The sequence below is a fragment of the Marivita cryptomonadis genome (assembly GCF_002115725.1).
GTDB lineage: Bacteria > Pseudomonadota > Alphaproteobacteria > Rhodobacterales > Rhodobacteraceae > Marivita > Marivita cryptomonadis.
Genome location: NZ_JFKD01000043.1, coordinates 1 through 11,997, shown reverse-complemented (window position 1 = coordinate 11,997; position 11,997 = coordinate 1). Strand labels below are relative to the sequence as shown.

Here is an 11,997-nt window from a genome sequence, read left to right as displayed (position 1 = left end):
AGCGTCGCAGGATGACAAAACGCAGGCCTTTTCGCTACTTCAAGACGAGCCCCGAGATCATCCGTCTGGCCGTGATGACGTATGTTCGTTTCCCGTTATCGCTTCGGAGCGTGGAGGATCTGTTGCACGAACGCGGCATCGACATCAGCCACGAAACGGTTCGATTTTGGTGGAACAGATTTGGCCCGCTGTTTGCCGCAGAGATCCGCAAGAAAAGGGTCAGCCAGATGCGCGCATATTCAAATTGGCAATGGCACTTGGATGAGGTGTTCGTGAAGATCAACGGCGAGACACACTACCTTTGGCGGGCTGTGGATCACGAAGGGGAAGTCCTGGAAAGCTTTGTCACAAAGCACCGTGATCGCAAGGCAGCCTTGAAATTCTTACGAAAAACCATGAAACGCCATGGTCGCCCACATATCTTCGTCACCGACAAGTTACGTTCCTACGGCGCGGCGATGAAGGAGATCGGCAACGCTGATCGGCAAGAAACCGGCCGCTGGAAAAACAACAGGGCTGAAAATTCACACCAGCCATTTCGAAGGCGAGAACGGGCTATGCTTCGCTTTAGGCGGATGCGAACTTTACAGAAATTCGCCGCCGTTCACGGCTCAGTCCACAACCATTTCAATGCGGAGCGCCACCTTTACAGCCGATCAAATTTCAAGCTGAACCGCGCCGCCGCTCTGACCGAGTTGCGCGGTCTCTGCGCAGCCTAACAGATTGAGGCTACTGGAGAACAGAGACTGGTTCGCATTCGTCTGACAGCACCTTGCAGCGTAAACAGGTGGCCAGCCTGACCGGTTTTGCACCCATCACCCGACAATCCGGTCAATGGCAGGGAAAGTCATTCATCGGAGGCGGACGCAAACCTCTGCGCGACGCCCATTACATGCCCGCACTGGTCGCCATGCGGTTCAACCCGGATCTCAAGGCCAAATATGATGCCCTCCGAACAGTCGGAAAACCCGCAAAGGTCGCCATCGTCGTCGTCATGCGTAAGCTCATCGAAATGGCAAACGCGCTGGTCAAAGCTGATCGGATGTGGGCGCCAAAAACCGCTTGATCAAGACGGATACTTCTCAATAAACCTCGGAAATGCGTTCACGAAACATGTCAAGCAGCTTGGGCTCCGCCTCAGAATTCGTGACCAATATATCGATGCAGGCGATTTCAGCCAAACGTACGCGGCTGGTGGCATCCAACTTGTTTGCGTCGGCAAGAACGAGTGTTTTTCGGGCATTCTTGATCATGGCTCTGGCAATCTCGCATTCGTGTAACTCATAATACATCAGACCCTGAGTCTGATGTATGGCAGTCGGTGAAACAATTGCAAAGTCGGCATTGAACTGTCCGATATTCGCCAGTGTCAGTTCGCCAAAGGTGGCAGGCACGTCGTCATTGTATGTTCCACCCAGAAAAAACGCTTTTCGCCCCAAAATTTGCGCTGCCGGTTGGAGGTTTGTGAAGACTTTTATATTGGTCGCTCGGTCTCGCAGAACTTCCGCAAAAGCGGCCGTCGTAGACCCCGCATCAAGAAACACCGCAGACCCGGGTGGCAACAAGTCCACCGCGCGCCGGCCGATCTCTAATTTCTCCGCCCAGTTCCGCCCCATCCTGACCTGAAAGGGTTTCTCGGTCGACTGCAGGTCGATCATAGCACCACCGTGGATCTTTTCGAGCCGACCTTCCGCGTGCAACGTCAGTAGATCGCGCCGGACGGTTTCGCGCGAGGTGCCAAGCTCTGCAGCGATGTCAATCGTGCGTGCGCTTACCCGATCCCGCAAGATGGAGAGGATTCGGCTCTTTCGCTCTTCTTTTAACAATTCAGCCCCGCGTTCCGAATCCAAAAAATCTGCGATCACATACCGCTTCCCACCTCGATTGTGCAAGTTTTTGGCCACTTGATGCACAAGAAATGAGCATAATTTCCCTTTTTTAGGTAATTTCTGCATTGCCGCGATTTGCGTATTTGTGCAGTTGTGTATTTTATTGCAAACCTTTCCAAGATGGTTAACCTTTATCAGGTGTTCCTATCCAAGGAGGTTGCGTGTGCTGGAAGCGAATCTTTGCCCCGAACTGGAATTCGCAACGTCCTTTGCTGACGAGGCACGGGGGACAGCAATGTCGTACTTTCGCAAAACAAACGGCTTGGCCTGGAAACCTGACGAAACGCCGGTAACGCTTGCAGATACTGAAATCGAAGATGCCTTTCGCATGTTGGTTCAAAAAAGATTTCCTGACGATGGCATTTTCGGAGAGGAAACGGGCGTCAGCGGGCGAGAACGGCCGCGCATATGGGTCGTCGACCCAATCGATGGGACAGGGGCCTTTGCAACTGGGTCGCCCCTGTTTGGCGTGCTCTTGTGTCTTGTCGTAGACGAGCGGGCGGCCTTTGGTGTGATCGACGCCTGCGCGACCGGCGAGCGCTGGATCGCACAGCGCGGCAAGGGGGCGACATTAAACGATGTCACCTGCGTCACCAGCAGCAAGACTTCACTTGCCGAGGCTTCGCTCGCGTCGACCTCGATCCATCTGCTTGATGCGCGTGACCGCAGAGTGTTTGACAGTCTATCCGCCAAGGCGGCGATAACACGTCTGGGCGGGGATTGTTATGCCTACGGCTTACTGGCCTCCGGGCATCTTGACCAGATTGTCGAAGCGGGACTGAAGCCATTCGACTTCATGGCGCTGACCGTCATCATTGAAGAGGCAGGCGGCGTCATCTCCGACTGGCAGGGACGGCCGCTCACATTGAACTCCCCAGGCGACGTGCTGGCATCAGCCACCGCAGACCTGCACGCGCAAGCGCTTCGAATTATCAAAGAGACCAAATAAATAGAAAACACAAAGGCATCTTGCCCACCAACTACGGAGAAAGAAACCATGATCACTCGTCGCAGCCTTTTGGCAAGCGTTGGCGCAGCAGCCGGAATGACGCAAATCGACCCCCGGTTTTTCATCAGCTCAGCCTATGCACAAACAACAGAGCCAATTATCTTCCTGTCGGCAGAAAATATCACCGGCAACTGGGACCCCACCGCACACACGACGCTGTCACAAAAGAACATCGAAGCCTATGTCATGGGCTATCTGTCCCGTACACCGATGCGTCCCGAAAATCCCGATGAAACCAATATGGAGCTGGCGGAATCCATCACGCTGCTCGATGGTTTCCGCCTGGAGATCAAGCTGCGCCCCGGTGTGAAGTTCCACGACGGAGAGCCCTTCGCGGCAAAGGACGTGAAAGCCACTTTTGAATATGGCGCGCAACCGGATCGACCGGCGCAGTGGTATCCGGGGCCGACTGACAGTTTTGAGGTAACAACGCCTGACGACATGACGGTGATCGTTGATACGTCCAAAGGTGGCTACGCCGCCAGTCTCTTCATCTTCCTTGCATCCTATCTTCCAATGATGTCGGCAAAGGATATCGCGGCAGGCCCGAATGGCCCGCTCAGCCAGCGGCTGAACGGTACCGGCCCCTTTCGTTTCGTAGAACAGCGCGGCAACGACACGGTGCTGGAAGCCTACGACGAATATTTCATGGGTGCGCCCAAAGTGCCCGGGGTAAACTACTCCTTTGTGGGGGATGCGACCACGCGGATCCTATCCATGCTGAACGGTCAGGCGTCGATCATCGAGCGGCTTGAGCCGGAGCAGATCGAAACGCTGACTGGTAAGCCTAACATCACGCTGAGCAAGATGGTGTCGGTTGAAAACAAGTATCTCTGGTTCCGCTGTTCCAAGCCGCCCTTCGATAACCCCTTGCTGCGCAAGGCGGCCTGCCACGCGATCGATCGAGAAATCATTTATGAGGTGCTAGGGGAGTCTGGATCACCGTCCAAGAACTTCATTTCTCCTATCAAATTCGGGTATATCGATCTGGACAACTATCCCGAGTACGACCCTGAGGAATGCCAGCGGCTTCTGGCAGAGGCCGGATACCCCAATGGCGAGGGTCTGCCCGAACTGGAATACATCACTTCAGTCGGCTTCTACCCCAAGACCAAGGAATATGGCGAGGTCATTACGGCACTGCTGCAGGAGCAGGGCTTTCCGGTCACGCTGAACGTAATGGAAGTCGCCGCATGGAACGAGAACCTCTATGACCGCGAAGGTGGTGGTCCTGGACATATGATCGACTGCGGCTGGTCCACCGGATCCCCCGAGCCTGATCTGGTGCTGAGAACCCATTTTCATTCTTCATCGAAACGGATCACGGGTCTGGTCGATCCCGATATCGACGCCCTTCTGGATAAAGAACGCTCCGCCTCGACACTCGAGGAGCGGCGTAGGATCATTCAGGAAGAGTTGACGCCGATGCTGGCGGACCGTGCCCCGGCGCTGTCGCTCTTTACCTCGGTTTTGGTCCACGCGATGCGGTCCGATCTGCAGGGTCTGTTTCTCTATCCGGACGGCGCGATCGACGCCTCCAAGGCTGCTTTTGTCTGAACGGGCGGCGCCGTCCCGGCACAGGGACGGCGCCATCGCATGCATGTCGGCGGGGGCTTCATCGTGTTCATAGTCAATTTTCTGATCCGGAGGCTGGCGCAGGGCGTCATCATCGTCTTTCTTGTCAGTTTTCTGATATTTACACTTTTGCGGGTGATCCCCGGTGATCCGGTACGTCTGATGGCAGGCGGTATGGCCCCAGACCACGTGATCGACCAGATCGCCGAAGACATGGGGCTGCGCGACCCGATCCCCGTGCAATTCGTCCGCTACATGGGAGGCGTTCTGCAGGGCGATCTCGGTCAGTCGTTCATCCGCCCCGCCAGCGGCGCGGCGGTAGGTGGTGCCAGTTTCGACGATAATACTCGCTCGGAGAGGGCGGAGGTTTTCGATCTGATCGCAGACACCGCGCCCTTCACCCTCCAATTGGCCCTGTTGGCCATGGCCTTCGCCCTGATCGTGGCACTGCCTGTCGGCATCTACGGGGGCCTGAGGCCCGGCAAATGGCCGGACCGGTTGGCGCTTTATATGGGATCGCTGTTCATTTCTTTGCCGAACTTCTGGCTGGGTATCGTTTTGGCGCTGGTTCTGTCCGTCAATCTTGGCTGGCTGCCTGCCATCGGATACCAGGGCTTTGCCTACACAATCCTTCCAGCCATCGTACTCGCTGTTGAAATAGCGCCCTTCCTGATCCGAAGCCTGACCGTATCCGTGGCCCAAAACATGCGCGAAAATTATATCTCGGTGGCGGCGATCCGGGGCATCGGCCACCGGCGGATCGTCATGGCACATGCCCTGAAAAACGCCTCCGTGCCGCTTTTGAATCTGCTGGGTGTGCAGTTTTCCATGCTGCTGGGCGGGGTGCTGGTCGTCGAATTCATCTTCGACTATCCGGGGCTGGGCCTACTGACGATCAACGCGGTCCTGCAGCGCGATTTCCCCCTGATCCAGGGGATTGCAATAGTCACCAGTGCGGCCTTCGTCGTCATCAACATTATCGTTGATCTCGTCGCAACCACCATCGACCCAAGGTTGGAATACTGATGACAAATATTTCGAATATCGACATTCCGGCAGTGGACAACGTCCAGGCGCTGACCATCGCTCAACGGGTCGTACTTGGTGCCTGGCGATCCTATGAGTTTCGCGTAGGGTTTTTCGTGTTCTCAGCGATGGTCTTGCTGGCGATCTTCTGGCCGATGATCAGCAGCATCGACCCGCTGAAGATCAATATCCGTGCCAAGCTTATGCCGCCGGCCTTCATGGGCGAGGGCTGGTCATGGACCCATCCCATGGGAACCGATCAACTGGGGCGTGATATGCTGATGCGGTCGCTCGTGGGCCTGCGCTATTCGCTCCTCATCGGCTTGACGACAGTGGTCGTGATGCTGGCCGTCGGGGCGCTGGTCGGCCTTTTGGCGGGCTATCGGGGCGGTTTGACGGACACCATCCTGATGCGGATCACCGACGCGCAACTTTCCATTCCGATGATTATTCTGGCAATCGCGATCCTTGGCGTGGCGCGCCCCACGATTCCAGCGATCATTCTAGTCCTCGGTCTTTCGGGCTGGCCCGTCTACGCACGGGTCATGCGGTCCGTCGTCATGGCCGAACGAAAACGCGAATTTGTCCGGGGCGCCACTATTCTGGGCGCATCCGACCTCCGCATCATGTTCCTGCTCCTGCTGCCGATCTGCCTGCCGCCCATCGCCTTTGTCGCCGTTCTTGATATCGCGCGCATGATGATCTTCGAATCTGTTCTGGGGTTTCTCGGATTAGGCGTTCAGCCGCCGACACCGACCTTCGGGAACATCATTGCGGATGGCCGCAAGTATTTGGTCAATGCCTGGTGGATCGCCACGGTGCCGGGGATATTTCTGTTCCTGACCCTGATCAGTCTCAACCTGATGGGGGCTGCGCTTGAACGCTCGCGCAACCGGGTTCACGGTGGGGAGGCATGACTATGGGCACCCCATTGCTCGACGTCAGCAACCTGACCGTGGCCGTGGGCGAGGGTGCGTCCGCGCCACGGGTTCTGACGGATATTTCCTTCACGCTGGAACCGCGCGGCATTTTAGGCGTCATCGGCGGGAGTGGGGCGGGTAAATCTGTTTTGGCCAAGGCGATCATAAACTGGCTTGAAAGCCCGCTGCGGGTCGTCACAGGAAAGGTTATGTTCGAAGGCCGCGACATCCTCACCATGTCGGACAGGGAAACCCGCCTGCTGCGCGGCAAGGCGATTGGTTATGTCGGCGGCAACCCATCCGGTGCACTGGACCCTACCATGACCGTGGGGGCACAGATCGTCGAGAAACTGCAGGCGGTGGAACCGGGCACCTCCTATCGAAAGGCACAGGAACGGGTCGTGGCCCTGCTGGATGCTGTGCGCATCCCGTCCTCGGACCAGCGGTTCAACGAATATCCCTTTCAGTACAGCGGTGGCATGATGCAGCGGGCGATGATCGTCGACGCGCTCGTCTCCAACCCGCGCCTGATCGTTGCTGATAGTATTACCCAACCGCTCGACGTGACCGTCGGGGCGCAAATCCTGAAGCTCTTGCGCGAGTTGAGGGACGAATTCGATACTTCTATCCTCTTTGTATCCAACTCTCTGCCCACGGTCGCGGATGTATCGGATCGGGTCATCGTACTGGACCGGGGCATCGCCGTGGAACAACAGCCGACGGCCGACCTGATCACATCCCCGCGCAGCGCTGAGACACGGCAATTGATCGACGAGCTGCCCACACTTTGGGCCCATGACGATAGATCCCGGCTGAAGCCCGCGTCGGAGGATGCCCGTCCGATCATGTCCGTGCGCGATGTAAGCCGGAACTACGCCCTTGCCTCGCGTGGCCTGCTGAATTTTGGGCCAAAGCGCATCCTGCAAGCGGTGCGGCATGTCGACTTCGACATCTACGAGGGTGAGAACTTTGGCATCGTCGGGGAATCCGGCTGCGGCAAATCCACCTTGACCCGCCTTCTGACCGCGCTGGAGCCACCAGACACCGGCCAGATCACCTTCGAGGGCAAGGATATTTTCGGGCGCGGCAAGGAAGGCACCCGCGCGTTCCGGCGCCGTATGCAGTTGGTTTTGCAGGACCCCTACAATTCACTGCCACCGCGCAATTCGATCGGAACGATAATAGGAGAGCCGCTGGTCATTCACGGGCTTGCCTCGCGCAAGGAACGCCGGTCGCGCGTGCTGGAGGTCATGGCGGAGGTCGGGCTGCCTGCCAGTCTCTACGAAGAATTGCCCATGGTCCTGACCGCCGGGCAGCGCCAGCGCGTCAATGTGGGGCGTGCGCTGATCCTCGAGCCGCGTTTGATGCTGATGGATGAAACGCTGTCCGCTCTGGGACAGACCGAACAGGGGCAGCTTCTGGACCTGCTGGAAAAACTTCAGGCGCAACACGGGGTGACCTATCTTTACATCTCCCACGACATTGCGATGGTACGCCGTGTCTGCGCGCGTGTGGCAGTGATGTATCTGGGGGAAGTTGTGGAATTGGCCGAAAACGAGACCCTGTTTTTCAACCCCGGCCATCCCTATTCACGCGCGTTGCTCAGTGCCGCTCCGACCCTTGAGAGCCGCCGCTACAGGAGTGAGGATTGCCTGCTGGATGGCGAACCGCCCAGTCCCATCGACCTTCCGTCCGGATGCGCCTTTGCCTCGCGATGCCCTCAGGCCTTCGACCGGTGTCTGATCGAAAACCCACGCCTGCAAAGCCGCGGCGGCCTCAATAGGGCCGCCTGCCATCTGCTCGATTCCGAAAATACAGTCCCCAAGGAGGTGTCCGCATGACGCTCACGGTCGATCCAGACCTTTTTTCCAGCTTCATGGAGAAGATATCCGATTTTGGTGCGACCTCCGATGGAGGGCTGAACCGTGAAGCCGGCACTACGGATCACGGGCTGGCGCGCGACTGGTTCTTCGGGCAATTGCACGACCGGGGATACCAAATCCGGATTGACGAAATCGGCAATGTCTTCGCGGTTCTGGAGGCGAACGCGCGCGAGGATACCCCAGTGATCATGGTCGGTTCGCATCTGGACAGCCAGCCCTTCGGCGGTCGCTTCGACGGGGCATATGGCGTCATTGCGGCTTTCGCGGCGGTCGAAGCCCTGCGCGCTGAGGCCGAAGCCAGCGGCGCGCCGCCCGCCTGTAGTTTCGTTATCGTCGACTGGATGAACGAAGAAGGTGCGCGGTTTCAACCCAGCCTGCTTGGCAGCAGTGTCTACTGCGGGGAGCTTGGTCTCAACTATGCCTTGACCCGATGTGACGGCGCGGGCCTCACCGTAGGGGACGAGTTGGAACGTACAGGCTATCGTGGCAAGGACGCAGCACCGCGCGCCGACATCTACATTGAACTTCACGTCGAGGGGAACGATGAACTGGAGAAGACGAACCTTCAGATCGGCCCGTTCGCGCGCTACTGGGGTGCGCTCAAAATCCGTGCGGCGATGCACGGCGAAACCGCGCATACCGGCCCCACGTTGATGCGCGACCGCCGCGATGCAACCCTCGCCGCAGCCCATGCGATTGTCGGCACACGCGAGATATCCGACCGTCGTGACGGCGCGCTTTATTCGTCATGTGGACGTCTTGTGATCCAGCCGAACTCGCCCAACATGGTGGCCGATCTTGCGACAATGTTCCTCGAATTGCGTTCGCCCGATCCGGATGACCTGCACGCCGCCGAGGTGGAGCTTATGGAGGTTCTAAGGGAAAGCGCGGCAAAGGTCGGCGTCACGCATGAAGTCATCTCCATCGACCGACGCGAGGCCGGCGCCTTCGACCCGCGCCTCGTCGCCTTATGCGAGAGACAGGCCGAAGCGCTTGGACTGGGCACGATGCAATTGGAGACGATCGGTGGTCATGACGCCGTGCCAGTCAGCCGGAAGATGCCGGGGATCGTCATTGCAATCCCGAGCGTTGGCGGCGTCATTCATCATCCAACCGAATACTCCAAGCCGGAAGATCTGATGAACGGAGCCAATGTTCTTGCCGGTATGATCCATGCAATTGCCCAAGCCGGTGGTGATCTGGACCGAACACTGGGAGATAACGCATGAGCGCCGACGCTGAAGCCGCCTTTGCTGCCCTCATGGGGCAGTCTGAAACGGCCACATTCTCCCGTTTGAGGGAAGCCATCATGTCGCCAATGCACATCGCGGTCGAAAACGATCTTTGGCGTATCGATGATCCCGGTCAGGAGCCTCGCGTGCTGCGTGTTCTGCACAGCGACAGCCATGCAGAATTCACCCCATCACCCATCGTCGAGGCCGCCAAAATCGCAGGGTCTTTGGGCATGGGCCCTGAGATCCTGATGGCCGATGCTGAAACCGGAACCCTTTTGATGCCCCATCTGGGCGATGGCTGGCGAACGGCGACCATGTTTGATCTCAAGAATAAATCGGTGCGACAGAGCGTTGTCGACGCGACCAGACGCCTGCACAACGGCCCCGAACTTTCCGAGACCTTCAATCCCTTCCAGAGAGTTGAGGACCTGTATCGCCGGGCGGAAAAGGTCGAGGCCCCGCTACCTGTGGACGTGAAATGGTTGATGGACGGCGCGGATCAAGTGCGCAGCGCCGTTGCTGCCACACCCGCAAAGATGAAACCCTGCCGGAATGACGGCTGTGCGTCCAACATCATGATCCACGAGGACGGCGGGGTCATTCTGCTCGACTACGATCTGGCCGGGATGAATGACCCGGCCTTTGATCTTGGCGTCCTGATGGCAGAGGCCGAAGTCTTCGACGAAGATGCCATAGCCTGGATCGAGCTCTGGAACGACGATGTGGACCCCAGTTTGTTAGGCCGGGCCCGTCTTTATGGTGCGGTTGACGACCTTGGATGGGCGATCAGTGCCGCGATAAATTCCCATGTTTCCAAACGTATTTCCATCGAATTTCGCAAATATTCGGAATGGCGCTTCATGCGGTGCCGCAGGGTGATCGCGGACCGTTTGTTCGAAGAAACGGTCCGCCATGTGTCAGGGGGGCATTAGGATGAAACAGATCGGAGACGCCACAACACCGCTGGAACAGGCTTTGGAGAGGGCCGTGGTCAAAGCCGAAAGGTTCCGGGACAGGCCCTTGCGCTACGCCCCTGTCTACGGCGGCATCAGCAATTCGAATTTCCGCGTCCGGCTTGAGGATGAACCTCAGGAGTATTTCGTCAAGATTCCCGGGGCAGGCACCGAGATGTTCATCGATCGCCGCGCGGCTTTTGACGCGAGCCGTAAGGCGGCGGCGGCGGGGCTTGGTCCAACGGTCTACGACGATCTTTACGACGACGGCATCGAGATCCACGATTTTATCGCGGATCGGCGGGCCTGCACGAACAGCGATCTTGCCCGTGAGGATACGCGCCTGGCTGCGATTGGCGCCTACCGAAAAATGCATGCCATCGAAGCCTTGACGTTGAAAAAAACTGTGTTTGACATGATTGATGAACATGTCGATCAGGTCGCTGAACTCGGTGGTTGGCTGCCGCCCGACTACACATGGCTGGATCGGCAGTACCGACTGGCTCGCTCGGCGCTGGAGGCATCGGGGCTTGATCTGACCCCCTGTTTCAATGATCCCATGCCCGGCAATTTCATGATCGGAACAGATGGTTCAATAATGTTGATCGACTACGAATACGCGTCCATGAACGATCGGTGCTACGATCTGGGAATCTGGTTTGGCGAGATGTTTTTTACTCCCGATCAGGAAGCCGAGTTGATCGAAGCCTATTTCGGTGAGGTGCGGCCAGAGATCGTGTCGCGCGTAACAGTTCACAAGGCTCTGGCCGACGTGAAATGGTCGCTGTGGTCATTCGTTCAGCAAAAGGTTTCGGCGCTTGATTTCGACTATTTCAAATACGGGCAATGGAAGCTGATGCGCCTGCGCAGCATCATGAACGCGCCGGACTGGGCGATGCACCTCTCCCGAGTGTGATGGAAACATTTACATCAGCACTTTAGTCGGATTTGTCAGAATAAATCTACTTGAGGCGGGCGGGACGGTTCCATAGCCTTCACTCATGAAAAAAAGCGACCTATTCAAGTACTTTCACGGCAGCCCTGAGATCATTCTCCTCGTGGTCATGATGTACTATCGATTTCCACTTTCGCTCCGCAATGTCGAGGATCTATTACACGAACGCGGCATAGGCATCAGCCACGAAACCCTGCGGAACTGGTGGAATAAATTTGGCCCGATATTTGCCGCTGAGATCCGCCGAAAACCTGTACAGCAGATGTGGTAGTATTCGAACTGGCAGTGGGAAACGGACGAGAGTATCGTGAAAATTATTGGCGAGTAGCACTACCTGTGGCGGGTGGTTGATCATGAAAGCAAGGGACTGAAAGGACAATTTGGATCTCAGTCGCGATTGCAGCGGATGGGATTAAAACAACATCCCTACATAATAAGTTCAATGGCTTACGTGGCAGAGAAGGTTCGACCCCGGTCCTGTTCCCTCCGCCATAAATCTTTTAATAATCTGATCAATTTCTGGATTGTTTACAGGCTTTTGACTGTAATTTC

The 11,997-nt window shown here is 57.2% G+C and carries 11 protein-coding genes and 1 pseudogene; 11 read left to right on the top strand and 1 reads right to left on the bottom strand.

Translation table 11 applies throughout. The features are described from left to right. The first annotated feature begins 11 nt into the window (after nucleotides 1-11). Both MCRY_RS21730 and MCRY_RS21725 read left to right on the top strand, forming a co-directional pair. The gene (locus MCRY_RS21730; RefSeq protein WP_085633787.1) at nucleotides 12-719 is read left to right on the top strand and encodes an IS6 family transposase; all 708 of its coding nucleotides are present in this window, start codon (nucleotides 12-14) and stop codon (nucleotides 717-719) included. A 53-nt stretch (nucleotides 720-772) separates the two neighbouring features. Further along, the gene (locus MCRY_RS21725; RefSeq protein WP_085633785.1) at nucleotides 773-1,066 is read left to right on the top strand and encodes a transposase; all 294 of its coding nucleotides are present in this window, start codon (nucleotides 773-775) and stop codon (nucleotides 1,064-1,066) included. A gap of 16 nt (nucleotides 1,067-1,082) precedes the next feature. On the opposite strand, the gene MCRY_RS21720 is transcribed toward MCRY_RS21725, so the two are convergent. After that, nucleotides 1,083-1,865 carry a DeoR/GlpR family DNA-binding transcription regulator gene (locus MCRY_RS21720; protein ID WP_217808260.1) on the bottom strand — a complete coding sequence of 261 codons (783 nt, stop codon included), beginning with the start codon at nucleotides 1,863-1,865 and terminating at the stop codon, nucleotides 1,083-1,085. 187 nt (nucleotides 1,866-2,052) lie between these two features. Here MCRY_RS21720 and MCRY_RS21715 point away from each other — a divergent pair, with 187 nt between their 5' ends. The 9 genes and pseudogenes from MCRY_RS21715 to MCRY_RS23485 all read left to right on the top strand — a co-directional run. Further along, the gene (locus MCRY_RS21715) at nucleotides 2,053-2,838 is read left to right on the top strand and encodes an inositol monophosphatase family protein (protein ID WP_217808259.1); all 786 of its coding nucleotides are present in this window, start codon (nucleotides 2,053-2,055) and stop codon (nucleotides 2,836-2,838) included. Between the two features lie 48 nt (nucleotides 2,839-2,886). After that, nucleotides 2,887-4,455 (top strand): ABC transporter substrate-binding protein, encoded by a 1,569-nt coding sequence (locus MCRY_RS21710; RefSeq protein ID WP_085633781.1) that lies wholly within the window; start codon nucleotides 2,887-2,889, stop codon nucleotides 4,453-4,455. 63 nt (nucleotides 4,456-4,518) lie between these two features. Then, nucleotides 4,519-5,499: an ABC transporter permease gene (locus MCRY_RS21705; RefSeq protein ID WP_085633789.1), complete on the top strand. Its 981-nt coding sequence runs from the start codon at nucleotides 4,519-4,521 to the stop codon at nucleotides 5,497-5,499. Further along, the gene (locus MCRY_RS21700; protein ID WP_085633779.1) at nucleotides 5,499-6,416 is read left to right on the top strand and encodes an ABC transporter permease; all 918 of its coding nucleotides are present in this window, start codon (nucleotides 5,499-5,501) and stop codon (nucleotides 6,414-6,416) included. Before MCRY_RS21705 ends, MCRY_RS21700 begins: the two co-directional genes overlap by 1 nt. A 2-nt stretch (nucleotides 6,417-6,418) precedes the next feature. Further along, entirely contained in the window at nucleotides 6,419-8,260 is a 1,842-nt protein-coding gene (locus MCRY_RS21695; protein ID WP_085633777.1) for a dipeptide ABC transporter ATP-binding protein, read from the top strand. Then, nucleotides 8,257-9,531 (top strand): Zn-dependent hydrolase, encoded by a 1,275-nt coding sequence (locus MCRY_RS21690; RefSeq protein WP_085633776.1) that lies wholly within the window; start codon nucleotides 8,257-8,259, stop codon nucleotides 9,529-9,531. Before MCRY_RS21695 ends, MCRY_RS21690 begins: the two co-directional genes overlap by 4 nt. Further along, nucleotides 9,528-10,469, top strand: a complete 942-nt coding sequence (locus MCRY_RS21685) for a phosphotransferase (RefSeq protein ID WP_085633774.1) — start codon at nucleotides 9,528-9,530, stop codon at nucleotides 10,467-10,469. Before MCRY_RS21690 ends, MCRY_RS21685 begins: the two co-directional genes overlap by 4 nt. Before the next feature lies 1 nt (nucleotide 10,470). Further along, nucleotides 10,471-11,406, top strand: a complete 936-nt coding sequence (locus MCRY_RS21680; protein ID WP_085633772.1) for a phosphotransferase — start codon at nucleotides 10,471-10,473, stop codon at nucleotides 11,404-11,406. 85 nt (nucleotides 11,407-11,491) lie between these two features. Continuing rightward, a pseudogene (locus MCRY_RS23485) lies at nucleotides 11,492-11,770 on the top strand (IS6 family transposase); the annotation flags it as partial. Nucleotides 11,771-11,997 lie beyond the last annotated feature (227 nt).

Bases quoted from the DNA above. Each gene is read 5' to 3' on its own strand.
- MCRY_RS21730 (WP_085633787.1), top strand. From the start codon at position 12: ATGACAAAACGCAGGCCTTTTCGCTACTTCAAGACGAGCCCCGAGATC.
- MCRY_RS21710 (WP_085633781.1), top strand. From the start codon at position 2,887: ATGATCACTCGTCGCAGCCTTTTGGCAAGCGTTGGCGCAGCAGCCGGA.
- MCRY_RS21700 (WP_085633779.1), top strand. From the start codon at position 5,499: ATGACAAATATTTCGAATATCGACATTCCGGCAGTGGACAACGTCCAG.
- MCRY_RS21695 (WP_085633777.1), top strand. From the start codon at position 6,419: ATGGGCACCCCATTGCTCGACGTCAGCAACCTGACCGTGGCCGTGGGC.
- MCRY_RS21690 (WP_085633776.1), top strand. From the start codon at position 8,257: ATGACGCTCACGGTCGATCCAGACCTTTTTTCCAGCTTCATGGAGAAG.
- MCRY_RS21685 (WP_085633774.1), top strand. From the start codon at position 9,528: ATGAGCGCCGACGCTGAAGCCGCCTTTGCTGCCCTCATGGGGCAGTCT.
- MCRY_RS21680 (WP_085633772.1), top strand. From the start codon at position 10,471: ATGAAACAGATCGGAGACGCCACAACACCGCTGGAACAGGCTTTGGAG.